The sequence below is a fragment of the Ruegeria sp. BG10 genome, assembly GCF_056538575.1.
This window is the reverse complement of the sequence record NZ_JBQFTI010000001.1, coordinates 756,679-782,579: the sequence shown is the minus strand read 5'-3', so window position 1 is coordinate 782,579 and position 25,901 is coordinate 756,679. Positions and strand designations below refer to the sequence as shown.

General features: G+C 59.9%; 33 protein-coding genes and 1 tRNA gene. 20 read left to right on the top strand and 14 right to left on the bottom strand.

All coding sequences use genetic code 11. From position 1 onward, the window contains the following. The first annotated feature begins 147 nt into the window (after positions 1-147). The 4 genes from ACR0D8_RS03855 to ACR0D8_RS03840 are packed head-to-tail and all read left to right on the top strand — an operon-like array spanning position 148 to position 3,625. Positions 148-849 (top strand): glutathione S-transferase family protein, encoded by a 702-nt coding sequence (locus tag ACR0D8_RS03855; protein ID WP_480646354.1) that lies wholly within the window; start codon positions 148-150, stop codon positions 847-849. A 1-nt stretch (position 850) separates the two neighbouring features. Then, positions 851-2,224: an L-serine ammonia-lyase gene (locus ACR0D8_RS03850; RefSeq protein WP_480644716.1), complete on the top strand. Its 1,374-nt coding sequence runs from the start codon at positions 851-853 to the stop codon at positions 2,222-2,224. Next, positions 2,224-2,670 (top strand): GFA family protein, encoded by a 447-nt coding sequence (locus ACR0D8_RS03845; protein ID WP_480644714.1) that lies wholly within the window; start codon positions 2,224-2,226, stop codon positions 2,668-2,670. The genes ACR0D8_RS03850 and ACR0D8_RS03845 overlap by 1 nt, the downstream gene beginning before the upstream one ends. A 40-nt stretch (positions 2,671-2,710) precedes the next feature. Continuing rightward, positions 2,711-3,625, top strand: a complete 915-nt coding sequence (locus ACR0D8_RS03840; protein ID WP_480644713.1) for a DMT family transporter — start codon at positions 2,711-2,713, stop codon at positions 3,623-3,625. On the opposite strand, the gene ACR0D8_RS03835 is transcribed toward ACR0D8_RS03840, so the two are convergent. Further along, positions 3,570-4,256 carry a thiamine diphosphokinase gene (locus ACR0D8_RS03835; protein WP_480644711.1) on the bottom strand — a complete coding sequence of 229 codons (687 nt, stop codon included), beginning with the start codon at positions 4,254-4,256 and terminating at the stop codon, positions 3,570-3,572. The genes ACR0D8_RS03840 and ACR0D8_RS03835 overlap by 56 nt on opposite strands. Before the next feature lie 142 nt (positions 4,257-4,398). Here ACR0D8_RS03835 and ACR0D8_RS03830 point away from each other — a divergent pair, with 142 nt between their 5' ends. Then, positions 4,399-6,066 carry a prolipoprotein diacylglyceryl transferase gene (locus ACR0D8_RS03830; RefSeq protein WP_480644709.1) on the top strand — a complete coding sequence of 556 codons (1,668 nt, stop codon included), beginning with the start codon at positions 4,399-4,401 and terminating at the stop codon, positions 6,064-6,066. A gap of 182 nt (positions 6,067-6,248) precedes the next feature. Continuing rightward, on the top strand, positions 6,249-6,809 hold the full coding sequence (locus ACR0D8_RS03825) for a GNAT family N-acetyltransferase (RefSeq protein ID WP_480644707.1): 561 nt from the start codon (positions 6,249-6,251) through the stop codon (positions 6,807-6,809). 71 nt (positions 6,810-6,880) lie between these two features. Here ACR0D8_RS03825 and ACR0D8_RS03820 read toward each other — a convergent pair whose 3' ends face one another. The 5 genes from ACR0D8_RS03820 to nthA all read right to left on the bottom strand — a co-directional run bounded on the left by ACR0D8_RS03820 (position 6,881) and on the right by nthA (position 10,257). Beyond that, positions 6,881-7,123: a DUF2842 domain-containing protein gene (locus ACR0D8_RS03820; protein ID WP_480644705.1), complete on the bottom strand. Its 243-nt coding sequence runs from the start codon at positions 7,121-7,123 to the stop codon at positions 6,881-6,883. After that, positions 7,123-8,418 (bottom strand): adenylosuccinate synthase, encoded by a 1,296-nt coding sequence (locus ACR0D8_RS03815; protein WP_480644703.1) that lies wholly within the window; start codon positions 8,416-8,418, stop codon positions 7,123-7,125. The genes ACR0D8_RS03820 and ACR0D8_RS03815 overlap by 1 nt, the downstream gene beginning before the upstream one ends. 218 nt (positions 8,419-8,636) lie before the next feature. Next, complete coding sequence (locus ACR0D8_RS03810) at positions 8,637-8,972, bottom strand: nitrile hydratase accessory protein (protein ID WP_480644701.1); 336 nt, start codon at positions 8,970-8,972, stop codon at positions 8,637-8,639. Further along, a complete protein-coding gene (gene nthB / locus ACR0D8_RS03805; RefSeq protein WP_480644700.1) occupies positions 8,969-9,646 on the bottom strand; it encodes a nitrile hydratase subunit beta in 678 nt (225 codons plus the stop codon). The genes ACR0D8_RS03810 and nthB overlap by 4 nt, the downstream gene beginning before the upstream one ends. Then, the gene (gene nthA / locus ACR0D8_RS03800; protein ID WP_480644698.1) at positions 9,643-10,257 is read right to left on the bottom strand and encodes a nitrile hydratase subunit alpha; all 615 of its coding nucleotides are present in this window, start codon (positions 10,255-10,257) and stop codon (positions 9,643-9,645) included. Before nthA ends, nthB begins: the two co-directional genes overlap by 4 nt. Before the next feature lie 151 nt (positions 10,258-10,408). Here nthA and secG point away from each other — a divergent pair, with 151 nt between their 5' ends. The 10 genes from secG to ACR0D8_RS03750 all read left to right on the top strand — a co-directional run bounded on the left by secG (position 10,409) and on the right by ACR0D8_RS03750 (position 18,689). Continuing rightward, entirely contained in the window at positions 10,409-10,774 is a 366-nt protein-coding gene (secG, locus tag ACR0D8_RS03795) for a preprotein translocase subunit SecG (RefSeq protein WP_170353144.1), read from the top strand. Positions 10,775-10,933: 159 nt separating this feature from the next. Continuing rightward, positions 10,934-12,577, top strand: a complete 1,644-nt coding sequence (locus ACR0D8_RS03790) for a CTP synthase (protein ID WP_475159594.1) — start codon at positions 10,934-10,936, stop codon at positions 12,575-12,577. A gap of 102 nt (positions 12,578-12,679) precedes the next feature. Continuing rightward, positions 12,680-13,453: an isocitrate lyase/PEP mutase family protein gene (locus ACR0D8_RS03785; protein ID WP_480644696.1), complete on the top strand. Its 774-nt coding sequence runs from the start codon at positions 12,680-12,682 to the stop codon at positions 13,451-13,453. A gap of 123 nt (positions 13,454-13,576) precedes the next feature. Next, a complete protein-coding gene (locus ACR0D8_RS03780; RefSeq protein WP_475159587.1) occupies positions 13,577-14,026 on the top strand; it encodes a tellurite resistance TerB family protein in 450 nt (149 codons plus the stop codon). Positions 14,027-14,047: 21 nt separating this feature from the next. Next, positions 14,048-14,485: a tellurite resistance TerB family protein gene (locus ACR0D8_RS03775; protein WP_480644695.1), complete on the top strand. Its 438-nt coding sequence runs from the start codon at positions 14,048-14,050 to the stop codon at positions 14,483-14,485. Further along, on the top strand, positions 14,482-15,234 hold the full coding sequence (locus tag ACR0D8_RS03770) for a phosphate/phosphite/phosphonate ABC transporter substrate-binding protein (RefSeq protein ID WP_480644694.1): 753 nt from the start codon (positions 14,482-14,484) through the stop codon (positions 15,232-15,234). The genes ACR0D8_RS03775 and ACR0D8_RS03770 overlap by 4 nt, the downstream gene beginning before the upstream one ends. A gap of 125 nt (positions 15,235-15,359) precedes the next feature. After that, on the top strand, positions 15,360-16,136 hold the full coding sequence (locus ACR0D8_RS03765) for an ABC transporter ATP-binding protein (RefSeq protein WP_480644693.1): 777 nt from the start codon (positions 15,360-15,362) through the stop codon (positions 16,134-16,136). Positions 16,137-16,168: 32 nt separating this feature from the next. Continuing rightward, positions 16,169-16,918, top strand: a complete 750-nt coding sequence (locus ACR0D8_RS03760) for a transporter substrate-binding domain-containing protein (RefSeq protein WP_475159576.1) — start codon at positions 16,169-16,171, stop codon at positions 16,916-16,918. 80 nt (positions 16,919-16,998) lie between these two features. Then, positions 16,999-17,886 (top strand): ABC transporter permease, encoded by an 888-nt coding sequence (locus ACR0D8_RS03755; protein ID WP_480644692.1) that lies wholly within the window; start codon positions 16,999-17,001, stop codon positions 17,884-17,886. Then, positions 17,883-18,689 carry an ABC transporter permease gene (locus ACR0D8_RS03750; protein ID WP_480644691.1) on the top strand — a complete coding sequence of 269 codons (807 nt, stop codon included), beginning with the start codon at positions 17,883-17,885 and terminating at the stop codon, positions 18,687-18,689. The genes ACR0D8_RS03755 and ACR0D8_RS03750 overlap by 4 nt, the downstream gene beginning before the upstream one ends. 112 nt (positions 18,690-18,801) lie before the next feature. Here ACR0D8_RS03750 and ACR0D8_RS03745 read toward each other — a convergent pair. Both ACR0D8_RS03745 and ACR0D8_RS03740 read right to left on the bottom strand, forming a co-directional pair. After that, positions 18,802-18,878, bottom strand: a tRNA-His gene (locus ACR0D8_RS03745). A 47-nt stretch (positions 18,879-18,925) separates the two neighbouring features. Next, positions 18,926-19,408 (bottom strand): N-acetyltransferase family protein, encoded by a 483-nt coding sequence (locus tag ACR0D8_RS03740; protein WP_480644690.1) that lies wholly within the window; start codon positions 19,406-19,408, stop codon positions 18,926-18,928. Between the two features lie 77 nt (positions 19,409-19,485). Between ACR0D8_RS03740 and ACR0D8_RS03735 the strand changes: the two genes are divergently transcribed. After that, complete coding sequence (locus ACR0D8_RS03735; protein WP_480644688.1) at positions 19,486-19,674, top strand: DUF6324 family protein; 189 nt, start codon at positions 19,486-19,488, stop codon at positions 19,672-19,674. A 4-nt stretch (positions 19,675-19,678) separates the two neighbouring features. On the opposite strand, the gene ACR0D8_RS03730 is transcribed toward ACR0D8_RS03735, so the two are convergent. Next, complete coding sequence (locus tag ACR0D8_RS03730; RefSeq protein ID WP_480644687.1) at positions 19,679-20,110, bottom strand: MmcB family DNA repair protein; 432 nt, start codon at positions 20,108-20,110, stop codon at positions 19,679-19,681. A 115-nt stretch (positions 20,111-20,225) separates the two neighbouring features. Between ACR0D8_RS03730 and ACR0D8_RS03725 the strand changes: the two genes are divergently transcribed. Both ACR0D8_RS03725 and ACR0D8_RS03720 read left to right on the top strand, forming a co-directional pair. Next, entirely contained in the window at positions 20,226-20,546 is a 321-nt protein-coding gene (locus ACR0D8_RS03725) for an ArsR/SmtB family transcription factor (protein WP_480644686.1), read from the top strand. After that, positions 20,543-20,968 (top strand): SRPBCC family protein, encoded by a 426-nt coding sequence (locus ACR0D8_RS03720; RefSeq protein WP_475159561.1) that lies wholly within the window; start codon positions 20,543-20,545, stop codon positions 20,966-20,968. The genes ACR0D8_RS03725 and ACR0D8_RS03720 overlap by 4 nt, the downstream gene beginning before the upstream one ends. Positions 20,969-21,183: 215 nt before the next feature. Here the strand turns inward: ACR0D8_RS03720 and ACR0D8_RS03715 are convergent, their stop codons facing one another. The 5 genes from ACR0D8_RS03715 to ACR0D8_RS03695 form a co-directional block, all read right to left on the bottom strand. Beyond that, a complete protein-coding gene (locus ACR0D8_RS03715) occupies positions 21,184-21,489 on the bottom strand; it encodes a hypothetical protein (protein ID WP_480644685.1) in 306 nt (101 codons plus the stop codon). Positions 21,490-21,548: 59 nt separating this feature from the next. After that, positions 21,549-22,031 (bottom strand): transcription antitermination factor NusB, encoded by a 483-nt coding sequence (nusB, locus tag ACR0D8_RS03710; RefSeq protein WP_480644684.1) that lies wholly within the window; start codon positions 22,029-22,031, stop codon positions 21,549-21,551. After that, positions 22,028-22,579, bottom strand: a complete 552-nt coding sequence (locus ACR0D8_RS03705; protein WP_480644682.1) for a 6,7-dimethyl-8-ribityllumazine synthase — start codon at positions 22,577-22,579, stop codon at positions 22,028-22,030. The genes nusB and ACR0D8_RS03705 overlap by 4 nt, the downstream gene beginning before the upstream one ends. 2 nt (positions 22,580-22,581) lie before the next feature. Then, entirely contained in the window at positions 22,582-23,703 is a 1,122-nt protein-coding gene (gene ribB, locus ACR0D8_RS03700; RefSeq protein ID WP_480644681.1) for a 3,4-dihydroxy-2-butanone-4-phosphate synthase, read from the bottom strand. A gap of 110 nt (positions 23,704-23,813) precedes the next feature. Continuing rightward, positions 23,814-24,401, bottom strand: coding sequence for a riboflavin synthase (locus ACR0D8_RS03695; protein ID WP_480644679.1), 588 nt, complete (start codon positions 24,399-24,401; stop codon positions 23,814-23,816). Between the two features lie 138 nt (positions 24,402-24,539). Between ACR0D8_RS03695 and ACR0D8_RS03690 the strand changes: the two genes are divergently transcribed. Then, complete coding sequence (locus ACR0D8_RS03690) at positions 24,540-25,838, top strand: capsule biosynthesis protein (protein WP_480644678.1); 1,299 nt, start codon at positions 24,540-24,542, stop codon at positions 25,836-25,838. The last annotated feature ends 63 nt before the right edge of the window (positions 25,839-25,901 follow it).

The following is a 25,901-nucleotide window of genomic DNA, read 5'->3' as shown; positions in this document are numbered from 1 at the left end:
CTGCCGGAGTTATACGGAATGCCTTCGGCGACTGCGAGAGGCAATTCACCGATCACCCGTGCAAACATGTCGCGAAAATACGCGTTTCCGATTGGAAACGTCGCAATCAAGGCTTTCGGCATTCCCGGTGCGGTATACATAGACCGCATGAACACGCGCTACCGCCTGCACTATGCCCCCGATAACGCCTCTCTGGTGATCAGACTGGCGCTGGAGGAGATGGGACTGCCCTATGACACGGCGCTGGTCGACCGCGGGCGGAACGCGCAGGACGGTGCAGCCTACCGGCAGTTGAACCCGAACGGGCTAATCCCGGTTCTGGAAACACCGCAGGGACCGATCTTTGAAACGGCGGCAATCCTGCTGTGGCTGGCGGATATGCATGCGCAACTGGCCCCGGCACCGGACAGCCCGGATCGGGCGGCGTTCCTGAAATGGCTGTTCTTTGCCTCCAACACGCTGCATGCCGATCTGCGTATTTTGTTCTATGCCGAGAAATACATCGACGCGTCCCAGGCCGAGGCGCTGCGCAATGGCATTCGCCCCCGCCTGCGCCGGCATCTTGCGTTGCTGGAGGCCGAGGCCGACAAAACCCCTGAATGGCTGCATCCGGAACGACCTTCCGTTCTGACCTTCTACCTTGCCTGTCAGATGCGCTGGATGGCGCTGTACCCGGCCCGCGCTGATCGTAGCTGGTATCAACTGGCCGATACACCACGGCTGCAGAGCATCCTGATGCAGCTGGAGCACCGCCCCGCAACCCGCGCCGCCATCGCGGCCGAGGGATTGGGGGTTACGCCTTTCACATCGCCAACTTATGCTAATCCCCCAGAAGGCTCTGCTAACTGATATGTTCCTTTCTGTCTTCGATATGTTCAAAGTGGGCATTGGCCCGTCCTCGTCCCATACAATGGGGCCGATGGTGGCCGCGGCACGGTTTCTTGACCTGATGCGCGCATCGCCGTTCGAATTTGCGGGGCTGCGCGGATCATTGCACGGGTCGCTTGCCTTTACCGGAGTTGGCCATGCAACGGACCGCGCGACCATTCTTGGTCTGGCGGGCTTTGTTCCGGATACCTATAACAATGACAGGGCCGAGGCCGCCCTGGCGGCAATTGCCGAAACGCATTCCGTGACCCCGGACGGTTTGCCGGAGTTGCAGTTCAATCCCAAGACCGATCTGGTTTTTGATTACGAGCACAATCTGCCCGGCCACGCCAACGGTATGATCCTGATGGCAACGGACGCGCAGGGCGACGTAATCCTGAGACAGGTTTATTATTCGATCGGCGGCGGTTTCGTTCTGACCGAAGAGGAACTGGCGGAAGGCAAGGCCACCGACGAAGGTGCCCCGGTGCCCTTCCCCTTCAAATCGGCGGTTGAAATGCTTGAGATGGCCAGGACCAGCGGCAGAAGCATTGCCGAAATGAAACGCGCCAACGAGATCGCGCGGGGCTGTGCCGACAGTTTCGCAAAAGGCTCTGCACGTCTGTGGCAGGTGATGAACGACTGTATCGAACGCGGCCTGACATCCGAAGGCATTCTGCCGGGTGGTCTGAACGTGCGGCGCCGCGCCAAGGGCATCCATGACGCGCTGATGGCTGAACGGGGCATGAACCTGAACGCGCCGCACACAATCAACGACTGGATGAGCGTTTACGCCATGGCGGTGAACGAGGAAAACGCAGCCGGAGGTCAGGTCGTGACGGCCCCCACCAACGGCGCAGCCGGCGTGCTGCCGGCGGTGTTGCGCTATTATCTGGACCACGTGCCCGGCGCGTCGGAATCCCATATCGAAGATTTCCTGCTGACGGCCGCCGCGATTGGCGGTCTGGTCAAGTTCAACGCGTCGATCTCGGGTGCGGAAGCAGGCTGCCAGGCCGAGGTCGGCAGCGCGTCCGCCATGGCCGCGGCTGGCCTGTGCGCCGTGATGGGCGGCACGCCCGAGCAGGTGGAAAACGCGGCCGAGATCGCGCTGGAGCATCATCTGGGCATGACCTGCGATCCGGTGGCGGGACTGGTTCAGGTGCCTTGCATCGAACGCAACGGGCTGGGTGCGATCAAGGCGGTATCCGCGGCTTCATTGGCCCTGCGCGGCGATGGAAAACATTTCGTGCCGCTTGACGCGGTGATCGAAACCATGCGGCAGACCGGGCACGATATGCACGAGAAATACAAGGAAACGTCCCTGGGCGGTCTGGCGGTCAACGTACCAAACTGCTGATGCCGCTGCGCAGGGCCTGGGACCATGAGGACGATATGCAAGGACATTGCCTGTGCAGCGCAATCCGATACGCGGTCGACCCTCCGGTCCTGTCCTGTGTGACCTGTCACTGCGACAGTTGCAGACGGCAATGCGCCGCACCGATGACAACCTATTTCGGCGTGCGCGACGGGCACTGGCGCTGGACCGGCAAGCCGCCGAAGACGTTCAACTCCTCACCCGGCGTTGAGCGCAGCTTTTGTCCGGACTGCGGCACGCCGATCTCGTTCCGGTCGCAAGCCATGTCGGGTGTGCTGCACTTGTATGTGGCGACGCTGGAGGACCCCGAGGCGTTAAGGCCCACTCTGCATGTGGCGCATGAGGAAAAGCTGAGCTGGCTCAGGCTCGACGATGGCCTGCCCTGTTGCGTTGGACCGGATTACACCAAGGTCCAGCCTTTGCCGTAATCGCTTTTCACCGCGCGGCAAAAACCTTAGCGTCGCGGCCATGACACAGGATCGCCCCGTCTTCGGCATCGTCTTGATGCTTGGTTTCTGCGTGCTCGCCCCGCTGGGTGATGCCATGGCCAAGCTGTTGGGCGAGACGACGCCGGTCGGCATGTTGGTCTTTGTCCGGTTTGCCGTTCAGGCGCTCATCCTGGTCTCGCTGGTCGCGCTGAGCGGCCGGAACTGGCGGATGAGCGTACGCGTTCTTCGGCTAACGGTTATCCGAACGGTTCTGCACATCATCGGCATCACCGCAATGTTCACGGCTTTGCAGTACCTGCCTTTGGCTGATGCGATCGCGATTGCCTTCGTGATGCCGTTCATCATGCTGGTTCTGGGAAAATACGTGCTGGGCGAAGAGGTCGGCATGCGTCGACTGAGCGCCTCTGTGGTCGGTTTCGTCGGCACTTTGCTGGTGATTCAGCCCAGTTTCGCACAGGTCGGTGCCGCGGCGCTGTTGCCTCTGGTCGTCGCGGTTGTCTTTGCATTGTTCATGTTGGTGACGCGGCAGATCGCCAAAGAAGCCGACCCAATCGCGTTGCAGGCCGTATCCGGTGTTATGGCCACCGTCCTGTTGCTGCCGGTTCTTCTGGCCGGGACCATTGGCGATGTTTGGGAGCTGTCACTGACCGTACCAACCGGGAACAGCCATGTTCTGCTGATCGCAATCGGCATTCTGGGAACAGTCGCGCATCTGCTGATGACCTGGTCGCTGCGTTACGCGCCTTCGGCAACTCTGGCGCCGATGCAGTATCTTGAGATCCCTGTCGCCACCTTGTTCGGTTGGCTGATCTTTTACGACCTGCCGGACGGGATCGCGGCGCTTGGCATCGCCATCACGGTGGCCGCCGGTCTGTATGTCATTCTGCGCGAGCGGGCCAGCGCCCGGTCTGCCCCGACCCAAACGCCTGCATGACCTGGTCCAGCGCATTGCGCGGCACCATCACCAACAAGCCGGGCCCGTCCATCTGCAACTCGATCCCGGACAGCGCCCGGTTCGATGTTCCCACCTGCCCCTCGGGCTCCAGAACCAGATCGTCGATGGGCCATTCCAGCCCCCGGCTGCGCCCGATTACCTGTTGAAACGGAAACAATGACACGACATCACCCGGCGTAAGGCTCAGCGAAATCCGGGGGGGAGCATGGAAGACAACTTCGTGCTCACCCAACAGAATGCAATGCTGTTCCTGATGTCTTACCAGCACGTTTAGCACGGCAAGCTGGTGATCCAGCCGCCCGCCCAGAAAACCCGCGCCCAGCACCAGAGGCGCATCTACACTGCGCAGCGCCTTGTCGAAATCGGTGCTGTCTTGTTCGCGGATCGGAAACAACCGATCGGATGGAATCCGGTCCCGGACATCCCGCGCCAGCGAATCAAAATCGCCGATGACGGCATCGGGAATCCGCCCGGCCTCCATCACTGGCGCCGCGCCACCATCCGCCGCAACAAGGGTTTTGACGCGAATCAGCACCAGATTCAGATCGTCTGGACCGATTTGACCTCCGCCAATCAACCCAATTGGCTCTTTCGACACTACAATTCGCATTTTTTTTCTAAGATTGATCATTTTTCCCGGATTTGGACACATTCAGACCACAAAATGGTAGGTTCATGCAGAAAGTTTCGAGCCAATGGGTGTGCCCGCCCCGGGCGGTTGGCTCTCGTAGTTTGTAGAGGACGTGCGTCTGATGGTACAGAATAACAAGGTGTTGACCGTTTCCTATGGAACCTTCTCGTGCACTTTGGAAGGTTTTGACGATTCCTTCGAGACAATGAAAGCTATTGCCGAGTATTTTCGCGATCTTGCCGCGGACGATCGTTACTTTGGATCGGAACCGCCTCAGCCTGACACCGAAATGCTGACCCGGATTGCCCAGCGCGACGCATCCAGAAATGTAGAAGCCAGTCAGAGCGATACCGGGCTGCTGATCCGTGCGACCGAGAAAGCCGCAGCTCCCTCGCAGCCCGCGAACAAGGCACCCGACCTGAATATCATCGACACACCCAACACCACACCATCCCCCTCGCACCCCCCTCGCTCCGCCATTGCCGATGCTGAACCGGTGGATTACTCCCCTTCCCATCCAGCCGACAGTATTGCGGCCAAATTGCAGCGTATTCGGGCTGTCGTGTCCCACTCGGAAGAAAACTCGGTGATCTACACCGAGGATGAAGAGACGGCCCTTATGAAAAGCACGGCCGGCCCGTCCGACGCGGTGGCCGCCGCCTTCGCGGCGGGCTCGCTTGACCCGTCGGATCTGAATGGCCCGCAGGATGAACCTGTCGAAGGCGATCTGTCGTCCGAACCTCAATCGGACGTGTCTGCAGAAACTCGGGACGACGCAAGTGACGCTGAAGCTGAGCCCATGCAGGACGATTTGGTCGAAGAGACCGAAGCGCAGGCTAAAGACGAACTAGAAGCGCCCGCACTAGACGATGCCGAAGAAGAGGATGCGGTTTCCTCCGATGTCCTGTTTTCCGACCTTGATGAAACCACCGAATTCGAACCGGAAGGCGATGAGGTGGTCAATATCCTCAGCGATTCCGGCGCGGACGACGCTGGCCATGATGGCGAACGTTCTGCCGAGGATACCCAGCCCGGTGTTCTGACCGAGGAAGACGAGGCCAACCTGCTGAAGGAAATCTCGGAAGTAGAGCTAATTCTAGCGGACAGTTCGGCCAAACCGGCCCTCAATGAGTCGGACATGGATCAGGATCTTTCGCGCCTGATGGACAAGGCGGGCGAACAGTTGGATGACCCGATTGCCAGCGACAAGCGGGAAACATATTCGCACCTGCGTGCGGCTGTTGCCGCGACAGAAGCAGAGCGCGGCGAAGACGGTGCCGCAGACCAGGCAAGTGATGATCAGGGGTATCGCAGCGACCTGTCCTCTGTTGTCAGCCCGCGTCGCCCGGAAATTCAGGTGACCAGCATGCGCCCTGAATCGGACGCGTCGGCACCGCTCAAACTGGTTGCCGAGCAGCGTATCGACAACCAGGCCAAGGACGCAGGGCCGGTCACGCCCCGCCGTGTGAAAACGCAATCTGAAGAAGATGCAGCCGAAGAAGGTGGCTTTGCCCTGTTCGCTCAGGAACAGGGGGCGCAATCGTTGCCTGACCTTCTGGAGGCGGCAGCGGCTTATCTTTCCTTCATCGAAGGTCAGGAGCAATTCTCGCGCCCGCAGTTGATGAACAAAATCCGCTCTCTCAAGCAGGACGAATTCAACCGCGAGGAAAGCCTGCGCTCATTCGGTCAGTTGCTGCGTGACGGCAAAATCGAAAAAGCCGGCGGTGGGCGTTTCGCGGCCTCGACTCAGATCGGATTTCGCCCCGACGACGAACGCGCCGCAGGCTGAAAACTGAATAAAACCAAGCCAGTTGGGCCGAAGGTCACCTTCGGCCCATTTCTTTTTCACCAGCTTTTGCAAACACACATTACCCACACTGTCGCGGCCGCTCTATGCTGCACCGCAGAAAAATGATATCATCTTGCGGTAATTCCACTTCACTGCCGGTTCCGTTCAACAGGGGCAATGCCATGTATGAACTTCCAATCCGACGCCTCAGAATTTACGACAAACCCAAGGTCGCAAGCCATTTCAAAAATCTTGATCGCGACGCGCTGACATCGCGCTTTGGCGCTCCGGTTAATGCCGCGTTCGTTAACACGTACCTGTCGTGCCTGTTCGATCGCGCCGCTTTGGTGTTTGGGGCATTCCCCGACTCGCACCTGCGGGGAGTTGGTGAGTTGCACGTCCAACCAGACACCCACAACCACGTGGCCGAGGCGGCCTTCACCGTTGAAAAGGCGTGGCAGGACCGGGGCATTGGCGATGCCCTGCTGTCCCGGATCATCGTCGCCGCGCGAAACCGGGGGATACGCGAGGTGCATATGCTGTGCCTGGCCACCAATCAAAAGATGCGACGCCTGGCCTCGAAACATCAGGCCGAGCTGAACCTGATTACTGGACAGGTTCAGGTGACGCTGACCACGCCCTGGCCGACGCCGTTCAGTATGGCCGAAGAGATATCAGGTGAATACCATGCCATCGCCCGGGCAATCCTGACCTGGCCTGCGCCAGACCGGCGGGCAGGCTGAAAGCCTGCCACAAAGAGCCGGTACAACTGCAAAAGAACGGAGTTTGCGTAAAGCGCTCTGCCAAAGCACGTCTATTCCGGCGGTTGGTCCGGATCTTCCTTGCCGACGCCCTTGAAAACGAATTTGAACGGCAACGCCCACAGAACGCCCAGACCGATATAGACAAGCAGTTCCAGCCAGATGGGTGGGCGGTCGAGCCAATTGACAACCGTCACCACCGCAACGATGTAAACCGGTAGCCCAATCAGCAACAGCACCATCGACCAACGACGACGCGCTTTGTAGCTGAGGCTGGATTTCCCGTTGTCACCCATCAGTCAGCAAACGGGTCGGTCACCAGAATGGTGTCGTCCCGCTCCGGGCTGGTGGACAAAAGGGCAACCGGACACTCGATCAGTTCCTCGACCCGGCGTACATATTTGATGGCATTTGCAGGCAAATCCGCCCAGCTGCGCGCGCCCTCGGTAGATTCGCTCCACCCTGGCATTTCCTCGTAGATGGGCTTGCAGCGCGCCTGTTGGTCGGCGGCAGTGGGCAGGTAGTCCAGGCGTTCACTGTCCAGTTCATACCCGACGCAGATTTTCAGCGTCTCGAACCCATCCAGAACGTCCAGCTTTGTCAACGAGATACCGTTCACACCGCTGGTCGCGCAGGTCTGGCGCACAAGGCAGGCATCGAACCAGCCACAGCGGCGCTTGCGACCAGTGGTAGTTCCGAATTCATGGCCGCGGTCGCCAAGGCGCTGTCCGTCGGCGTCGTCGAGCTCGGTCGGGAACGGCCCCTCACCCACGCGGGTCGTGTAGGCTTTGACAATCCCCAGAACGAAGTCGATCGAACCCGGACCAATGCCAACACCCGTGGCTGCCTGACCGGCGATGACATTGGACGAGGTTACAAACGGATAAGTGCCGAAATCAATATCCAGCAGCGCGCCTTGCGCGCCTTCGAACAATATACGCTTACCGGCCTTGCGCTTTTCGTTCAGGACTTTCCAAACTGGGGCCGCAAACGGCAGGATTTGCGGAGCGATCTCTTTCAACTGTGCAATCAGCGCGTCCCGATCTACGGGTTCAATCCCCAGTCCCTTGCGCAGAGGGTCGTGGTGTTGCAGCGCGCGATCCACGCGGGCCTCAAGGGTCGCAGCGTCCGCCAGATCCGCCACGCGTACGGAACGGCGGCCGACCTTGTCTTCGTAGGCCGGACCAATGCCCCGCCCGGTGGTGCCGATCTTTGTGCCCTTGCTTGCAGCCTCTTCGCGCGCACGATCCAGCTCGCCATGGATCGGCAGGATCAAGGGTGTGTTTTCCGCAATCATCAGCGTCTCGGGCGATATTTCCACGCCTTGCGCCTGAATGGTGCCAATTTCCTTTATCAGGTGCCACGGATCCAGAACAACGCCATTGCCAATGACACTCAGCTTACCGCCGCGCACGACACCCGATGGCAATGCGTGCAGTTTATAGACTTCGCCGTCGATAACCAAAGTGTGGCCCGCGTTATGCCCGCCCTGAAAACGCGCGATCACATCTGCCCGCTCGCTGAGCCAGTCGACGATCTTGCCTTTTCCTTCGTCACCCCATTGGGCGCCGACAACAACCACATTGGCCATATCCGGTCCTTTTGCGCTGAGTTATCAAACCCGGCTCGTATAACGAGGCTCAGACGACAGGGAAACCGATATTTCGCCGCATCCTGAAATCGCGCTGCCGCGCGATGCCTCCGGCGGAGGTATTTGCAGCCAGATGAAGCACGGATCCCCTGTTTCATCTGGCCAAAAATACCTCGGGGGAGTCGCCCGGAACGGGCGGCGGGGGCAGCGCCCCCGTACTAGGGTGGCGTCAGGCGAACCGGTTGGCCATGCGGAGTTGACAGGTATGACCGCTCCCACGCGTTTCTGAGACTGACCATGTCTTCCTGTGTCGCTTCGCCCTGTTCGGTCAGCAGCGCTTCGAGTGTTTCCAGCCAGGCCAGGAAATAGTCGTCGCCCCCATCCAATGCTCGCGCCAGCCCGCGACGTTTGAGGGTTCGGGAAAACCGTTCGGTCCAGTCCGGCCACCCGAACCGACTTGCTTCGTTCAATGCAACCGTGACGGCGAAAACCTGCGCGTGCCAGGGCTCGGCAAATACCGGTTCATGGGGTGTATGAGCGGAACCGGCGGTCATGCGGGCTCCAGGTAGCTTTGCCAAAGATCCAGAACCACCTCATCAGCAAGATGCTCGGGATCAGCCCAAAGTTCAGCGGCCGGAAAAACAACCGCGTATAAGGGTTCGGGCGCCTCACCAAGGCCATGTGCGCTGGAATCGGGCAGAACATGTGTACCGTGCAGCCGCAGGATGCGCCCTTTTGCACCAGCGGCGTAGACAGGAAGCCGTGTATGACCGCCAGTCACAAGGCGGTTGGCGACCGGGCGCACTGTGCGAACCGATTGGCCCACCTCATATTCAGCCGAAATATCCGAGGGCCGGTCCGCAGGCCCGCCCCTGGCCAGCGCTGCGGACACTTTTTCCGCCTTCAACGCCCGTGATGCCAGCGGGTGCGCTTCATCCGTGCCCTGTCCTGACAGGTCTTCAATTGTCAGAACACCTTTGCTCACCAGAAGATCGGCCAGACCGGAAATCCACTTTTCATAGTAGGAGAACCGCGCGTAGTCTTTCGGCGACAATTCCTCGCGCGCGTGGCGCGACATGTCTATGTTCCATTGCCCCAAAAACCCGGCCGCCAGCGTCACTGCCAATGCCCGCCCCTGCCAGTCTTCGGCAAACACCGGGCTGTCTTCCGCGTCCGGGATCACCGGCCCGTCACCAAACCGCCCGCCCATATCGTGCACGCGGGTCATGCGGGCATCCCGGGCAATCCGGTTCCGATCATGCTGTCGCGGGTGACCAGTGCGGCAAGGTCATCCTCGGCCAGACCTTCACTGCCCTCCGGGCGCATCGGCACAACCAGATAGCGAATTTCCGCTGTCGAATCCCACACGCGCACGGCGGTGTCGGCGGGCAGTACAACCCCGAACTCGGCCAGAACCCTGCGCGGCTCGCGCACCGCGCGGGCGCGATAGGCGTCGGATTTATACCAGCCCGGAGGAATCCCCAGCAGAGGCCACGGATAGCAACTGCACAACGTGCACACGACCATATTGTGCTGTTGGGGCGTATTCTCGACAGCGACGATGTGTTCCCCTTGCCGGCCGTAGAAGCCGAGATCGGAAACCACCGCCGTTGCATCCGTCAGCAGAGCCTGTTTGAACTCGGGATCGCGCCAGGCCTTGGCTACAACTCTGGCGCCGTTTTTGGGGCCGATCCTGTTCTGGTACGTGTCGATAATCTCATCCAGCGCGGCCGGGTCGATCAGCCCTTTGCGCGTCAGAATCGTTTCAAGCGCCTTGACCCGGAGCGCGGGTTCAGGCGGCAAATGGGCGTGCGGGTGGTCGTGATCGTCATGGGGCATGCGCCGCAGCCTGCGTTACCATCTGCCCGCCTGTCCAGTCCCTTTGCCGTGATCCGCCACATCACCATCTGTGATGCCAACTCCTCCCTTGCCCCCGGCGACAAACTTGCATAAGTACCACGCGATACACGCCACGCTGTACAGGACCACCATGGAAAACGTCGTTCTCATCATCCACCTTCTTTTGGCTTTGGGCCTGATCGCCGTTGTTCTGATGCAGCGGTCCGAAGGCGGTGGCCTTGGCATGGGTGGCGGTGGCGGCGGTGCCATGACAGGCCGCGCGGCAGCGACCGCGCTGGGTAAAGTCACCTGGATTCTGGCTGCGTGCTTTATCGTGACTTCGATCACGCTGACGATTCTGGCGGCGCAGAAATCTTCGGGCAGTTCGGTTATTGACCGTCTCGGCGTTCCGGCCCCGGCACCGGTTGAGGAAAGCACACCGGCGGTTCCGTCGGCGGATGATCTGCTGCCTCCGGCACAGGGCGACAACGCGCCGCTGATCCCGCAGGCCAACTGATCCACAAAACCTAGAAATCTGAAAGAGAGCTGCAACAGCATCTTGCGGTTCTCTTGCGCTATTGGCGCGAATCCTTTATACGTGAAGTCCCGTGATGCAGCGGTTTTTCGAAGCCGCCGGGCAGCTTATTATGACGTCTCACGGGAGCAGCCGAAAAACATGGCGCGTTTTATTTTCATCACTGGTGGTGTGGTTTCGTCCTTGGGCAAAGGACTGGCTTCGGCGGCTCTGGGCGCGCTGTTGCAGGCCCGGGGATATTCGGTCCGCCTGCGCAAGCTTGACCCCTATCTGAACGTCGATCCGGGTACGATGTCGCCGTTTGAGCATGGCGAAGTTTTCGTCACCGATGACGGGGCTGAGACCGACCTGGACCTTGGCCACTATGAACGCTTCACCGGCGTAGCTGCGCGTAAGACAGACTCGGTCAGTTCCGGGCGGATTTATTCCAACGTGCTGGAGAAGGAACGCCGCGGCGATTACCTCGGCAAGACCATTCAGGTGATCCCGCACGTCACCAACGAGATCAAGGATTTCATCGCCATTGGCGAGGATGAGGTTGATTTCATGCTTTGTGAGATCGGCGGCACCGTCGGCGATATCGAGGGCCTGCCCTTCTTTGAAGCCATCCGTCAGTTCAGCCAGGACAAGCCACGCGGTCAGTGTATGTTCATGCACCTGACGCTGCTGCCCTACATCAAAGCCTCCGGCGAGTTGAAAACCAAGCCGACCCAGCACTCGGTCAAAGAACTGCGCTCGATCGGCCTTGCCCCCGACATTCTGGTTTGCCGGTCCGAGGGGCCAATCCCGACCAAGGAGCGCGAGAAGCTGGCCCTGTTCTGCAACGTCCGCCCAGACAGCGTTATTGCGGCGCAGGATCTTTCGACGATTTACGACGCCCCGCTGGCCTATCACCGCGAAGGTCTGGATCAGGCGGTTCTGGACGCGTTCCAGATCAGCCCGGCGCCCAAGCCAGATCTGACAAAATGGGAAGACGTCAGCGACCGCATCCACAACGCCGAGGGCGAAGTGAAGGTCGCAATCGTCGGCAAGTACACTCAACTTGAAGACGCATATAAATCCATCGCCGAGGCGCTGACCCATGGCGGCATGGCCAACCGCGTAAAGGTCAAAGTCGAATGGGTCGACGCCGAGGTTTTCGACACAGAAGACGCCGCACCACATCTGGAGGGCTTCCACGCCATCCTCGTGCCCGGCGGGTTCGGAGAGCGCGGCACAGAGGGCAAGATCAAGGCGGCGCAATACGCGCGTGAACACAAGGTTCCCTATCTGGGTATCTGTCTGGGCATGCAGATGGCGGTGATCGAGGCGGCCCGAAACGCCGCCGGCATCGCCGAAGCAGGGTCCGAGGAATTCGACCACGAAGCCGGGAAAAGGCGTTTCGAACCGGTTGTCTATCACCTGAAGGAATGGGTGCAGGGCAACCACAAGGTTGAACGCAAGGTCGGCGACGACAAGGGCGGCACCATGCGTCTGGGAGCCTATAACGCCGTTCTGGCCGAAGGATCGAAGGTGGCCGAAGTATACGGCGGCACCAATATCGAAGAACGCCACCGTCACCGGTACGAGGTCGACATCAAATACCGGGAAAAGCTGGAAAAAGCGGGCCTGAACTTCTCGGGCATGTCCCCGGATGGCCGGTTGCCGGAAATCGTCGAATGGTCGGATCACCCGTGGTTCATCGGTGTGCAATATCACCCGGAACTCAAGTCCAAGCCATTTGACCCGCACCCCCTGTTCCGCGACTTTGTGCGCGCCGCGAAAGACAGCTCGCGTCTGGTCTGACACCCGACGGTCACTGCTTTGTGACGACCGGTGCGAAAAAACCTGTACGCACCGGTCGTTTACACGGTTAACTGTCGGCAAACCAGCGACAGGAGACCGGCCATGACCAATCAGATCACCAAAGCGGAAACCTTTGCGGCCCTGCATAAGAAGGGTGCGCCGGTAATTCTGTACAACATCTGGGATCCGGGCAGCGCAGGCGCTGTACGCGACGCTGGCGCGCAAGCCATTGCCACCGGCAGCGCCCCGGTTGCGATGGCGCAGGGGTATTCGGACGGCCAGAACATCCCCCTGGACGCGGCCCTGGACAATGCCCGGCGGATCGTCTCGGCGGTCGATATTCCGGTTTCGCTGGACTTCGAAGGGGCCTATGCCGCGGACGTTCTGGGAATTGCCACCAACGTGCAGCTTGCGCTTGAAACCGGGGTTGTCGGCTTTAATTTCGAAGATCAAGTCGTTGGCACAAGTGATCTTTATGACACTGAAACACAGGCAGCACGCGTTGCCGCCATGCGGGAAGGATGTGATGCTGCGGGGGTTCCGGCCTTCATCAATGCCCGCACCGACATCTTCCTGAAAGCCAAGCCCGAAACTCATGATGAGGCGATGCTGGATGACGCCGTCGCGCGCGCCAGGGCTTATGCCGACGCCGGGGCCAGCGGGTTCTTTGCTCCCGGCCTGAAGGACGAGGGCATGATCGCGCGGCTGTGCGAATCGACCGACTTGCCGGTCAATATCATCGCCCTGCCCGGCACGCCGGACACCGCAACGCTGGCGTCACTTGGCGTCGCACGGATCAGCTATGGGCCCGTCCCCTATCGGCAGATGCTGGGGTGGTTGCAGGAACAGGCGAAACAGGCGCTTCAACCCAGTTGATCATGCATCAAAAAGGGTTGTATTTCAGCAGGTTCTCGCCTTGACCGGCGGGCTTGTGATCATTGCGCTTGCAACCGATAGTCCACGCTTGGCGGGCCACAAAATTTGGAATAACCTCAGCCCATGTTGAAGAAGTTTTTTCAGGCTTTCCGCCCGCCGCAGCACGACAATCTGCCCGACCCGGACGCCGAGCTGGCGCTGGGTGCCTTGATGGTGCGGGTGGCTCAGGCGGATCGCGACTACAAGATCGAAGAAATTAGCCTGATCGACCGCATCCTCGCGCGGCTCTACCAGCATAACGCGATCGAGGCCGCCAAGGTTCGCGCCACCTGCGAAAAGCTGCACGCCGCCGCCCCTGAAACCGACACGTTCGGCAAGCTGATCCGCGAAACCACCGACCTGCACGAACGATTGGCCGCCCTGGACGCCCTCTGGGAGGTTGTTCTGGCCGACGGCAACTCGGATGAAGGTGAAATCAAGATCGTGGAAGAGGCGCGTGCCGCCATGGGGCTAAGCTTCAATGACAGTCAGGCCGCGCGTGCGCGCGTGCAAAGGCGCTTGGAAGAGCGTTAGACGCCATCTATATCTGACACCATGTTCAGCGATTTCCTGTCCCGGCTTACACAACCCAAACCCGATCCGCTTGTCGATGAAGATGCCCGTCTGGCCTTGACCGCCCTGCTGGTGCGCATTGCGCGGTCTGATAACGACTATGCCGATAGCGAGATGGCCCGAATCGACCGGATATCGGCCGAGCGGTTCGGCCTGTCGCCCTTCGAAGCCGCCGCCCTGCGCGCCCGGGCCGAAGACCTGGAGGCCGAAGCGCCGGATACCGTTCGTTTTACCCGTGCCATCAAAGAGGCCGTGGCCTATGAAGACCGCCTTGCCGTGGTGCAGGCGCTGTGGTCGGTGGCGCTTGCCGATGGCCATCGCACGGGTGAAGAGGATTCGCTGCTCAGGCTTGTGGTCAGCCTTCTGGGCGTCAGCGATGTGGATTCCGCGCTGGCCCGCCAAAAGGCTGCCAAATCGTGATCGCGATGCTGGGCATGTACGACATGCCCGCGCTTCGGCCTGCCAATGATCGGTTCTGGGACTTGGTTCGCGGACATCTGGGCCATGGTCCCGATCAGCTGACCCGCGACGCCGACCTTTGGGACGTCTGGTTGAGCCCAGAGCTTGTCTTTGCCCAGACCTGTGGCATGCCTTACCGGACGCGTCTGCATGGGAAGGTACAACTGGTCGGCACGCCGGATCACGGGCTACCCGGATGCCCACCGGGCCATTATCGCTCGGTCATTGTTGCCCATAAGGACGACGCGCGCGACCTGTCGCAACTGGCGGCCGAAACGTTCGCCTATAACGAGGCCCTGTCGCAATCCGGATGGGCGGCTCCGATCGTACACCTGAACCGGCGCGGCCTGCGCCCCGGCGCATTGCTGCAAACCGGCGGTCATGCCCTGTCGGCGCAAGCGGTTGCCGACCGGCGGGCCGACTTTGCCTCGCTGGATGCGTTGAGCTGGGAAATCCTGAAGGAGCATACCGATCTGGGCACCGTTTTGCGCGAAGTTGACGCCACGGCTCCCACACCTGCCCTGCCCTTCATTACGGCAATCGGGCAGGATGCGCGGGCCATAGCCAGGGCCGTTCGCGCGGCGATTGCGGACCTGTCGCGCAAGGATCGGGACCTGTTGCATATTCGCGACCTGATCGACATTCCGACAACCGAATATCTAGCAGTCCCCAACCCACCCCAAACTGAGGCAAATTTGGCCAATCCCTGATCAAATTGACCAGAACGTCTGGTCAATTTGACGGTTTCGGGGCCCGAACGCGTCAATTGCGCATTGCATTGCTCAGATTTTTAAGCCCTAGTACCGCACCAACACCAATAACACCTGGACCACCCGTGACAGATTCCACTCCCGTTATCGAGATCAAGAACCTCCATAAAAGTTTCGGCAATCTGGAAGTGCTGAAAGGGGTGGATATTACCGCCAAACGCGGGGACGTGGTGTCATTGATCGGATCTTCCGGCTCGGGCAAGTCCACCCTGCTGCGGTGTTGCAACCTGCTGGAAGACAGCCAGGAAGGTGAGATTCTGTTCAAGGGCGAGCCGGTACGCTGGTCGGGCAATGGCCATCACCGCCGCCCGGCAGATCCCAAACAGGTGCTGCGCATCCGCACGAACCTGTCGATGGTGTTTCAGCAATTCAACCTTTGGGCCCACATGACCATCCTGCAGAATGTGATGGAGGCGCCGGTGACCGTACTGGGCCGCGACAGGGAAGAGGTTGAGGACAGCGCCCGCAAGTATCTGGAAAAGGTCGGCATTGGCGACAAATGCGATGTCTACCCGGCACAACTGTCCGGTGGCCAGCAGCAGCGCGCCGCCATCGCGCGCGGCCTGTGCATGGAGCCCGAGGCGCTGCTGTTCGACGAACCCACCTCGGCACTGGACCCGGAACTGGAACAGGAAGTGATCAGGGTGATCAAGGATCTGGCCGCCGAAGGGCGCACCATGATCATCGTGACCCATGACATGAAAATGGCCGCCGATATTTCCAGCCATGTCGTTTTTCTGCATCAGGGCCTCATCGAAGAAGAAGGCCTGCCCGAAGATATCTTCACGACCCCTGAATCAACACGACTTCAGGGCTTTCTCTCCGCCACCAAGGCGGCATAAATTCAGGACAGAACCAAACTGGGGAGTAACCAATGAAAAACCTGATTCTGACCACTGCAGCACTGGCGCTGACCGCCGGCATGGCCATGGCGGACACCGTTCGCATGGGCACCGAGGGCGCCTACCCTCCGTATAACTTCATCAACGATTCCGGCGAGATCGACGGGTTCGAGCGTGAGGTCGGAGACGAGCTGTGCAAACGCGCCGGTCTGGAATGCGAATGGGTCAAAAACGACTGGGATTCGATTATCCCGAACCTGGTGTCCGGCAACTACGACACTATCATCGCCGGCATGTCGATCACCGACGAGCGTGACGAGGTTATCGACTTTACCCAGGACTATTACCCGCCGACGGCCTCGGCCTATGTCGCGACCTCGGACGCGGCTGATGTGACCGGCGGCGTCGTCGCGGCGCAGACTGCAACCATTCAGGCCGGCCACGTGGCCGAATCCGGCGCAACTTTGGTCGAGTTCGCAACCCCGGAAGAAACCATCGCAGCCGTCCGCAACGGCGAAGCCGATGCGGTTCTGGCCGACCGTGACTATCTGGTCCCGCTGGTCGAGGAATCCGGTGGCGAGCTGGTCTTTATCGGCGACCCGGTTCCGCTGGGCGGTGGCGTTGGCATGGGCCTGCGTGAAAGCGACGGTGAACTGCGCGGCAAATTCGACGAGGCGATCACCTCGATGAAGGCTGATGGCACCCTGAACGAGATGCTGGTCAAGTGGTTCGGTGAAGGCATCGCCACCTACGGCACTGACGGGTCGGTCATCACCAACTAATACCACCCAAAAGGTTCGGCGCGCTTTGTGCGCCGGACCACCCCGGCCAGGCGCCGGGCCTGACGTTCGAAAGACGCCCGATGTTTTCCTATTGCGCTGACCCTGACACGCTCGGTACGTTCCGCTGGTTTTCCTGCTATCTGACCAACGGAGTGCATTGGTCGTTCTATCTGTCCTTCGTGAAGGTTCTGGCGCTGCTGGCCATTACCGCGCCGGTCGCGCTGAGTTTCGGATTTGCCGGGGCCATGGCGGCCCGCTCGCATTTCCCGCCGCTCAGCTGGCTTGGCAAAGCCTATATTGCCATCGTGCGCGGCGTCCCGGACATCGCATTCTTCCTGTTCTTCGTGATCGCGCTGGATCAGGCGTTCGAATGGACGCGCCATAAGGTTCTGTGCCCCGACTGGACCGATCCGATCCGACAGGGCAACGATTTTCTGGTCTGTCAGGCCGCCAAGCTGCCGCTGGGCACCGCGCCCGAATGGGTGCACGAGACCTATGGTTTCTTTCTTGCCGTCATCACCTTTTCCATCGTTTTCGGTGCTTTTGCCGCAAACGTCCTGTTCGGCGGAATGCGCGCTGTCCCGCACGCCCAACTGGAAACGGCCGAGGCTTATGGCATGACCCGCCGCCAGACATTCTGGCGCGTTCTGGTGCCTCAGATGTGGGTCTATGCCCTGCCCGGCCTGTCGAACCTGTGGATGGTGCTTATCAAGGCCACGCCGCTTCTGTTCCTGCTGGGAGTCGAGGATATCGTCTATTGGGCGCGCGAACTGGGCGGCACCAAGACCTCCAAGTTCACCGCCTACCCGCATGGCGACTGGCGTATGTGGTATTTCCTGTTCCTGCTGGCCTTTTACCTTGGCATGACGCGCGTGTCGGAAATCGGGCTTGAGAGGCTGATGCGCCGCCTGTCCCATGGCCAGGCCACCGCAGGCGGAGAACTATTGCGCAAGGAGACCACGGCATGAGCTGCTTGCAAACCATTCAGGACTATGGCCTCCGCTCGATCGGTTTCGGGGAACGGCTGTTGCCGAAGACCGATTTTACCCTGTGCGAACAGTTCACCCTGATCGGGTCGGGCATGATCTGGAACGTCTATTTCGGGATCATGGCGATGACGGTTGGCTTCTTTCTGGCCACCGCGCTTGCCGTCGGCAAGGCATCCCCCAACAAATGGCTGCGCAAACCGGCTGAGTGGTTCATCTTTATCTTCCGCGGCTCGCCGCTGTTCATCCAGTTCTTCTTTGCCTATTTCCTCTTCCTGTCGCTCAAGAAGACCTATCCGATGTTCGATGCCTTCACATCGGCCTGGCTGGGCGCCCTGATCGTTCTGTTTCTGAACACGGCCGCCTATTCCGGGGAAATCTTCTATGGCGCTCTGCGGTCGATTCCCAAGGGCGATATCGAGGCCGCGGACGCCTATGGCATGTCCGGCTGGTCCCGGTTCCGCCGCGTCATCTGGCCCACCATGCTGCGGCTGGCCTGGCCCGCCTACACGAATGAGGCGATCTTTCTGTTCCAGGCCACCACGCTGGTGTTCTTCTCTGCCTTCCCGGCCTGGCAGCAACGCGGCGACGCGCTGTATTACGCCAGTTACTTTGCGGACAAAACGTTCAACCCGTTCGTTCCCTATCCGATTCTGGCCTTCTACTTCATCATGCTGACGCTGGTGATCGTCTGGGGGTTCGGCACTGTAAACAAGCGGCTCAACCGGCATCTGCCGACCGCACAAAGGTCCAAGATGCGCTTCCGCCTGAATCTGGCGCGCTGAGCAATTCGATCCATGACCAAACGGGCTTGCCAATGCAGGCCCGTTTTCAGTTTCGGACACAAGAATATTTGCCCGCGGATACGGCTTTGACATCGGCTTGAATTTGGAGAGATGGTACCGCCTCCCTGGCTTGAACAGGGGACCTCTGGATCCACAATCCAGCGCTCTAACCAACTGAGCTAAGGCGGCACTCGTGAGGGGCGATTTACCGAACGCGCCCGGGGAATGCAAGAGGATTAAAGCCGAATTTCCCAGCTTTGTTCGACAAGATCAACGCCAAAGGAATGGACGTCCTTGCTGCCCGTCAGATGCCATCCATTGGCTTTGTACAGCGCGCACGCCGCCCTGTGACTTTCGTGGGTCCACAGCTTCATTTGCCGATACCCGGCACTGCGCGCGAACCCCATGCAGGTATCCAGCATACGTCTGCCCAGACCCTGTCCACGGACCTCGGGCATCAGCAGAAACAGGCGCAGCTTTGCTGTTTCATCGTCCAGCGAAACACAGAAGATGCTGCCCTGCCTTTGGCCGGCCCGTTCGGCGATCCACCCCCTTTCGCGTGCCGGTTCATGCGATGCCACGAAGTCATCAAGAATACGCGCGACAAGGGGCGCAAAGGTGGCATCAAACCCCTCGTCGCGCTCATAAAGCCTGCCGTGCTGTTCAACCAGCCAAGGCGCGTCGGTCGCGTGAAAGGGCCTGATCAATACGTCATCCATACCGTATCTGACCGCAAAGGCAGCTTGATTCTCAACCCTTTGCGCGTTAGCACGAACGCTCAGTCCCGGAGGCGAACATGGGCATCAATACCGAACGCGACATTCAGGCAAACCTGCAGATCGGGCCCACTGATCACGGCATGGTGCGGCTATTCATCGAGGCAGACAACATCGAAATCCCAATGGATTTCGACCCCGAAGAGGCCGAGGAAATCGCGGATGAAATTCGCGCTGCTGCTCAGGCCGCCCGCGCGGTCACGCCCTGACTGTTCAGATCCTCGGATCGCGCAGGGACTGAAGCCTGCGGGCTGCATCGGTAGCAAACTTCTGGATCATTTTCTTGCGCCGCGCCGGGGCGATCTTGTCCTCGGGAGCCATGCGCACAATCTCGGCGTCATAGGCATCTGCAATGATCAGGCCGGTTTCATCGGGCAGCAGGTCCGTCGGAAAATCCGTATCGACGGCCCAGAAAAACCTGTCGCACCATTCCAGATAGCCGTGCCATTTGGAATCGGACTGATAATCCGCCCTGCTGGATTTGCATTCGATCACCCACAACTCGCCCTTTGGGCCCAGCCCCATGACATCGACGCGCAGACCGCGCGCCGGCACGAATTCTTCAACAGATACAAAGCCATGCGTCAACAAATGGCGCGACACGCCGCGCGCAAGCTTTTGACCGGGCTGCAAATCCAATGTCATGGCCGGAATGTGAACAATTCGTGAACAAAAATCAAGTGTCACGTCGCGCTTGACACGATACCTTTTGGTATTGCATTAGTTACAACACCAAACGGTATCATAAACGGGGTGACTTATGCAGACCCAAACCCAAAACGCGTTTCGGGCGCTGGCCGACCCGACCCGGCGGGACATCGTTCAGATGCTTGCGTCCCGGGACATGACCATCGCCCAGTTGACGGATCAGTTCGACATGACCCGCGCGGCGGTGAAAAAGCACCTGACGGTGTTGTCGGATGGCGGCCTTATCACGGTCGAGCCACGCGGGCGCGAACGCATCAACCGGCTGGAACCCAAGGGTATGGCACCCGTTCTGGACTGGCTCAGATATTTTGACCAGTTCTGGGATGATCGCCTGAACAAACTGAAGGAAACCATTGAAAGGAATGAGAAATGACAAATTCTGTTCTGCAAAAGACGATCTTTCTGCGGGCTGAGCCGGAAACCGTCTGGGACTATCTGACCCAACCGGACCGGCTGGCAGAGTGGTTTCACAAACCTGAACGCCCTTTGGCCACCGGTCAGAAACTGGAAATGTTCGGGACCTCCAGCGGCGACCTTCTGATCTGGGGCGAGGTCCGCGTTGCCCGGCCGCCGGAATATCTGGAATATACGTTTACGGTGAAGCCGATGGGCGACGCTGTCAGCGTGGTCAAATGGACGCTGGAACCCGTTGCGGGCGGGACCAGACTGGGATTGCTGCACGAAGGGCTGCCGCAGGGGGCCGAAGCCTTTGGGATGATCCTGGCGCTGGACAAGGGCTGGGACGAGCATTTCGGCAAGATGCGGGCGGCTTTGCACGAAACTGTTGATGCCTGACCCCTTGTGCAAACCCGCTGCAACCCCTACTTAGGCGCGTGGCGGGTTCTGCCCTTCTTGTGACAGGTAGCATTCTGGTGGCCTTAAGCAATTCCGAGGGGGCTGGCTCTGTTCAGGTCCTGGCCTGATTACCTGGCGCCCACCTGTACATACAGGTCCTCGGGAATCACACCGCACGGTTGACTGGCGGTCCCGCCACATTTTCTGAAAGGTTTTTACCTTGCCTTCGGCGCGTCCTGACGGGTAACAGCAGGTTCAAAGCTGTGCACGACGGGCGAGCCGCGGCGCGGGCCGCCCGGCTTTTCTGCCATGCTCATGATGGCATAAGCGAATTGCACCCCGGCAAAGACGATTCCGTTCATGAACCAGATCATCAACAGCGCAATCAGGCCCATATCAGAACCGGTGATCAGACCCCGCAGGTTGGCCACGTTCAGCGCCAGCAACACCCCGACAAAAACAGCCGAGATGACAAATCCCAGTGCAACCTGAGTGATATACAGCCGGATCAGTTTGGGCATGGCGGGCCTCCTTGCGCTCTGACCTTCAGTCTAGCGCGTGCCGGTCCGCGGTAAAGGCGTCAGAACGCCTCGGGGTTGGCCTCGCGCGCCATGTGGTCCAGCACGGCGTTGACGAATTTCGGCTCTTTGCCTTCCGGGAAGAACGCGCGCGCGACATCGACGAACTCGGTGATGACCACCTTGGGCGGCGTGTCGGACTGAGTCAGTTCCGCACCGGCGGCGCGGAAGGTCGCGCGCAGTGTCGGGTCGATACGCGCGATCGGCCATTTGGCAACCAGGGCACGGTCGGTCATCTGATCAATCGGCGCCTGATAGTTCACCGCGTCCTCGACCAGTTTGCGGAACAGGCGGATATCGCCGTCCAGCATCTCTTCGCCTTCGTAGACAGCGCCAAAACGGTGATCCAGAAACTCATTCACAACCTGTTCGGTCGTCTGGCCCGACTGCTCCATCTGGAACAGTGCCTGCACGGCATAAAGCCGGGCGGCGGATTTCATCAGGCGTTTCTGGTTGGCCGGTTTCGGCGCGTCTGTCTGGGTCATGCTGTCGTGGGTCCGTTGCTGTCGCCCGCCACAAGGATGGACTCGGACGGGGGCTTAAAGCCGACGCCCTTTTTGGAAGCGCCCCACTTACGGCTGAGCGCGATCAGATGCAAGGCCGCAGCGGCCGCGCCGCCGCCTTTATTCATCTTTTCGGGATTTGCGCGGACTTCGGCCTGATCGTCATTTTCGACGGTCAGAATGCCGTTGCCGATGCACAGGCCCTGCAAACCCATCAGCTGAATGGCGCGGCTGGAGTCGTTGCAGACGGTTTCGTAATGCGTGGTCTCACCCCGGATAACGCAGCCCAGCGCGACATAGCCGTCGAAATTACACTGACGGTCGGCCATGGCGATGGCGGTCGGGATTTCCAGCGCGCCTGGCACCTCGGCCACTTCGCAGGTGCCGCCTGCCGCTTCGATCTCGGCTTTTGCGCCAGCAACCAGATTGTCGGCGATGGCGCGATAGAACGGGGCCACCACGATCAGCAGTTTGACCGGTTTGTCGAAAGTCGGCGTTGGAAGCACGCCATGTTTGTCTTGTTCAGCCACGATCAGTCGTCCTTGAGAATCGAGCGGGTCCCGACGATGGACAGGCCAAAGGCGTCGAGCCCGAGGTAAACGGTTTCCGGCGAGTCGGTCAGAAGTACCAGCTCCTGTACGCCCATCTTTGACAGGATCTGCGCGCCCAGACCGGTTTGCTTGATGGTGCGCGGGCCTTCGTCCTCAGCCGCGTAGAGCGAGTTTCGCGGTTGGCGGAACAGGCAGACCACGCCACGCCCCTCTTCGGCGATTTTTTCCATCGCGCGGGGCAGCTCGCGCGACGATTTGGGACCAAGGCCCAGAATGTCCGGCGCTTCGTGCAGGGCGTGGGTGCGGGTCAGAACCGGTTCGGGCGTGGTGATGTCGCCCTTGATCATGACCACATGTTCAATGCCGTGCGTCTGATCCGTAAAAATCCGCATTTCCCACGCACCGCCATATTCCGACGTAACGGTTTCCCGCGAAGTCTCGACCACCAGATTGTCATTGCGCGACCGGTAAGCGATCAGGTCGCTGATGGTGCCGATCTTCATGTCGTGCTCTTGGGCGAATGCCACCAGATCAGGCAGACGCGCCATGGTGCCGTCAGCCTTCATGATTTCGCAGATCACGCCGGATGGATTCAGTCCGGCCAGTCGGGAAATATCCACCGCGGCCTCAGTATGGCCCGCGCGCACCAGCACCCCACCGCGCTTGGCACGCAGGGGAAAGATATGGCCGGGGGTGGCGATATGCGCCATCGTGTTCTGCTCGTTAATCGCAGTCGCTACGGTCAACGCACGGTCAGCGGCTGAGATACCCGTAGACACGCCCTCGCGTGCCTCGATGGACACCGTGAACGCGGTTTCATGGCGCGACGAGTTATTGACGGCCATCATTGGCAAGCCCAGATTGTCGACCCGTTCGGCCGTCATCGGCAGACAGATCAGGCCGCGGCCATGGGTGGCCATGAAGTTGATTGCCTGCGCATCGGCAAATTCGGCCGCGATGACCAGATCGCCCTCATTCTCTCGATCCTCGTGATCGACAAGAATGTACATCCGGCCTTTGCGCGCCTCTTCGATGATCTCTTCGATCGGACTGATCGCATCGCGCAGCTCGGCTTCGACGGGTCCGGGGGTTTCAAAGCTCATAAGGCAGCCTTTCTCAGAGCATGTTTGAACGGGTGGATAGACTACCAAACGTTCAAAGACCAGACCGCATGCGGCAGTGGCAGGTCAGGACGCGACGTTGATTAGGCCGGTCATGACATCTCAGCCAGCCGCGCGACGTAACGGGCAAGCGTGTCGATCTCAAGATTAACCCGATCGCCAACGGCCACATCGCCCCAGGTGGTCACCTCTTTGGTATGCGGGATGAAATTGATCCCGAAGTCGCATCCGCTGACATCGTTGACTGTCAGCGAGGTGCCGTTCAGCGCGACCGAGCCCTTCGGCGCGATGAACCGGGCCAGATCCCTGGGCGCGCGCAGGGTCACGCGGGTACTGTCGCCTTCGTCCTGCACCGCAACCACTTCGGCGACGCCATCGACATGACCCGATACGATATGCCCGCCCAGTTCGTCACCGACCTTCAGCGCCCGTTCCAGATTGACGCGTTTGCCAAGCCGCCAGCTGTCCAGATTGGTCTTGGAAACGGTCTCGGCGCTGATTTGCACGTCATACCAGTCATCGCCCAGCGCAATCACGGTCAGGCACACACCGTCACTGGCGATTGAGGCGCCGATATCGATGCCGTTCGTATCATAGTCCGTCCTGATCCGTGCCCGCAGATCGCCCTGCTGATCCAGCTCAGCTATGGTGCCGATATCGGTGACGATCCCTGTAAACATCTCGCTAACCCTTAGTTCTTAATCTGGCCCAGTGCCCTACGCCGAGGTAAGCCCATGCAGCCCGGCGGGCAAGCCCCACCTTGCCGGGAAAGGAACAAACAGGCATAATTTCCTGAACAAACGACCCGAGCAGCAGTGATGTCATCCTTTGCCAAAGGCCCGCAACGCCGTGTGTTCCTGTTTCTGCAGGGACCGCATGGCCCATTCTTCAGCGGGCTGGGACGGATGCTGCGGTCGTCCGGTGCCGAAATATGGCGCGTTGGCTTTAACGCCGGGGATCAGGCGTTCTGGTTCGACAGATCAAGCTATATCCCCTTTCGCGACGAACCGACGCAATGGCCGGTAAAGCTGCGCGAGCTCATCGCCGACCGAAGCGTCACGGATATCGTGCTTTACGGTGATACGCGCCCGGTCCACGCGCAAGCGGTTGATATCGCGCAGGCAATGGGCATCTCGGTCCACGTATTCGAGGAAGGGTATCTGCGCCCCTGGTGGGTCACCTATGAACGCACCGGATCCAACGGCAACTCGCGCCTTATGTCTCTGGGCGTTGACCGGATGCGGCAAGCGCTGGATCAGTCCGCGTCTCAGATGCCACCGCCGCCGTCACATTGGGGGGATATGCGTCAGCATATTTTCTACGGCGCGTTGTACCATTGGTTCGTGATGTTCCTGAACGGACAATACCGCAATTTCCGCCCGCACCGAGAGCTTCCGGTTTCCAAGGAATTCAAACTGTATTTCAAGCGCCTGGCCCTGATGCCATTTCACCGGTTGCAACGCCGCTGGGCAACAGCGCGGGCGCAGAGGAGCGGCCATCCATATCATCTGGCGCTGCTGCAATTGGGGCATGACAGTTCGGTTCAGTCCCATTCGAATTACTCCTGCATGTCCGATTTTCTGGAACAGGTGATCCAGGGATTTGCCCGGGGCGCACCGGCGCATCATCGGCTGGTGATCAAAGAACACCCTCTTGAGAACCATCGCGAACCCCTGCGCGGCCGCGTGCGTCAGATGGCCCGCGCGCATGGCATTGCGGATCGGGTTCACTATGTCCCGGGCGGCAAGCTTGCCGGTCTGCTGGATGACGCGAATTCGGCTGTCACAATCAACTCGACCGCCGGGCAGCAGGTTCTGTGGCGCGGTATCCCGCTGCGTATCTTTGGCAAATCCGTTTATGACAAACCCGAGTTTGTGTCCCGCCAGCCGCTGGCCGAATTTTTCGCGAACCCAATGCCCCCGGATCAGGAGGCCTATCAGTGCTATCGCCGGTTTCTTCTGCAAACCAGCCAGGTGCCCGGTGGGTTCTATTCGCACAAAGGCCGCCGCCAATTGTTCCGGAACGTGGCGGATATGATGCTGAACCACCAGGACCCCTATCAATCCGTCCTGTCTATCAAAGAGGCGCAGACGCCACAGTTGAAAATCGTTGAGTAGGCCCGGCGGGTTGATGCTAGAAGTCGGCGCGCGAACCGTTTAGCCTGCGACAAACAAAAGACC

Bases quoted from the DNA above. Each gene is read 5' to 3' on its own strand.
- ACR0D8_RS03815 (WP_480644703.1), bottom strand. From the start codon at position 8,418: ATGGCCAATGTGGTTGTTGTCGGCGCCCAATGGGGTGACGAAGGAAAA.
- nthA (WP_480644698.1), bottom strand. From the start codon at position 10,257: ATGCCCCATGACGATCACGACCACCCGCACGCCCATTTGCCGCCTGAA.
- ACR0D8_RS03755 (WP_480644692.1), top strand. From the start codon at position 16,999: ATGTTTTCCTATTGCGCTGACCCTGACACGCTCGGTACGTTCCGCTGG.
- ACR0D8_RS03720 (WP_475159561.1), top strand. From the start codon at position 20,543: ATGACAAATTCTGTTCTGCAAAAGACGATCTTTCTGCGGGCTGAGCCG.
- ACR0D8_RS03735 (WP_480644688.1), top strand. From the start codon at position 19,486: ATGGGCATCAATACCGAACGCGACATTCAGGCAAACCTGCAGATCGGG.
- ACR0D8_RS03785 (WP_480644696.1), top strand. From the start codon at position 12,680: ATGACCAATCAGATCACCAAAGCGGAAACCTTTGCGGCCCTGCATAAG.
- ACR0D8_RS03850 (WP_480644716.1), top strand. From the start codon at position 851: ATGTTCCTTTCTGTCTTCGATATGTTCAAAGTGGGCATTGGCCCGTCC.
- ACR0D8_RS03840 (WP_480644713.1), top strand. From the start codon at position 2,711: ATGACACAGGATCGCCCCGTCTTCGGCATCGTCTTGATGCTTGGTTTC.
- nusB (WP_480644684.1), bottom strand. From the start codon at position 22,031: ATGACCCAGACAGACGCGCCGAAACCGGCCAACCAGAAACGCCTGATG.
- ACR0D8_RS03690 (WP_480644678.1), top strand. From the start codon at position 24,540: ATGTCATCCTTTGCCAAAGGCCCGCAACGCCGTGTGTTCCTGTTTCTG.
- ACR0D8_RS03730 (WP_480644687.1), bottom strand. From the start codon at position 20,110: ATGACATTGGATTTGCAGCCCGGTCAAAAGCTTGCGCGCGGCGTGTCG.
- ACR0D8_RS03810 (WP_480644701.1), bottom strand. From the start codon at position 8,972: ATGACCGCCGGTTCCGCTCATACACCCCATGAACCGGTATTTGCCGAG.
- ACR0D8_RS03760 (WP_475159576.1), top strand. From the start codon at position 16,169: ATGAAAAACCTGATTCTGACCACTGCAGCACTGGCGCTGACCGCCGGC.
- ACR0D8_RS03825 (WP_480644707.1), top strand. From the start codon at position 6,249: ATGTATGAACTTCCAATCCGACGCCTCAGAATTTACGACAAACCCAAG.
- ribB (WP_480644681.1), bottom strand. From the start codon at position 23,703: ATGAGCTTTGAAACCCCCGGACCCGTCGAAGCCGAGCTGCGCGATGCG.
- ACR0D8_RS03845 (WP_480644714.1), top strand. From the start codon at position 2,224: ATGCCGCTGCGCAGGGCCTGGGACCATGAGGACGATATGCAAGGACAT.
- ACR0D8_RS03855 (WP_480646354.1), top strand. From the start codon at position 148: ATGAACACGCGCTACCGCCTGCACTATGCCCCCGATAACGCCTCTCTG.
- ACR0D8_RS03725 (WP_480644686.1), top strand. From the start codon at position 20,226: ATGCAGACCCAAACCCAAAACGCGTTTCGGGCGCTGGCCGACCCGACC.
- ACR0D8_RS03715 (WP_480644685.1), bottom strand. From the start codon at position 21,489: ATGCCCAAACTGATCCGGCTGTATATCACTCAGGTTGCACTGGGATTT.
- ACR0D8_RS03750 (WP_480644691.1), top strand. From the start codon at position 17,883: ATGAGCTGCTTGCAAACCATTCAGGACTATGGCCTCCGCTCGATCGGT.
- ACR0D8_RS03835 (WP_480644711.1), bottom strand. From the start codon at position 4,256: ATGCGAATTGTAGTGTCGAAAGAGCCAATTGGGTTGATTGGCGGAGGT.
- nthB (WP_480644700.1), bottom strand. From the start codon at position 9,646: ATGACCCGCGTGCACGATATGGGCGGGCGGTTTGGTGACGGGCCGGTG.
- ACR0D8_RS03695 (WP_480644679.1), bottom strand. From the start codon at position 24,401: ATGTTTACAGGGATCGTCACCGATATCGGCACCATAGCTGAGCTGGAT.
- ACR0D8_RS03830 (WP_480644709.1), top strand. From the start codon at position 4,399: ATGGTACAGAATAACAAGGTGTTGACCGTTTCCTATGGAACCTTCTCG.
- ACR0D8_RS03820 (WP_480644705.1), bottom strand. From the start codon at position 7,123: ATGGGTGACAACGGGAAATCCAGCCTCAGCTACAAAGCGCGTCGTCGT.
- ACR0D8_RS03775 (WP_480644695.1), top strand. From the start codon at position 14,048: ATGTTCAGCGATTTCCTGTCCCGGCTTACACAACCCAAACCCGATCCG.
- ACR0D8_RS03740 (WP_480644690.1), bottom strand. From the start codon at position 19,408: ATGGATGACGTATTGATCAGGCCCTTTCACGCGACCGACGCGCCTTGG.
- ACR0D8_RS03780 (WP_475159587.1), top strand. From the start codon at position 13,577: ATGTTGAAGAAGTTTTTTCAGGCTTTCCGCCCGCCGCAGCACGACAAT.
- secG (WP_170353144.1), top strand. From the start codon at position 10,409: ATGGAAAACGTCGTTCTCATCATCCACCTTCTTTTGGCTTTGGGCCTG.
- ACR0D8_RS03790 (WP_475159594.1), top strand. From the start codon at position 10,934: ATGGCGCGTTTTATTTTCATCACTGGTGGTGTGGTTTCGTCCTTGGGC.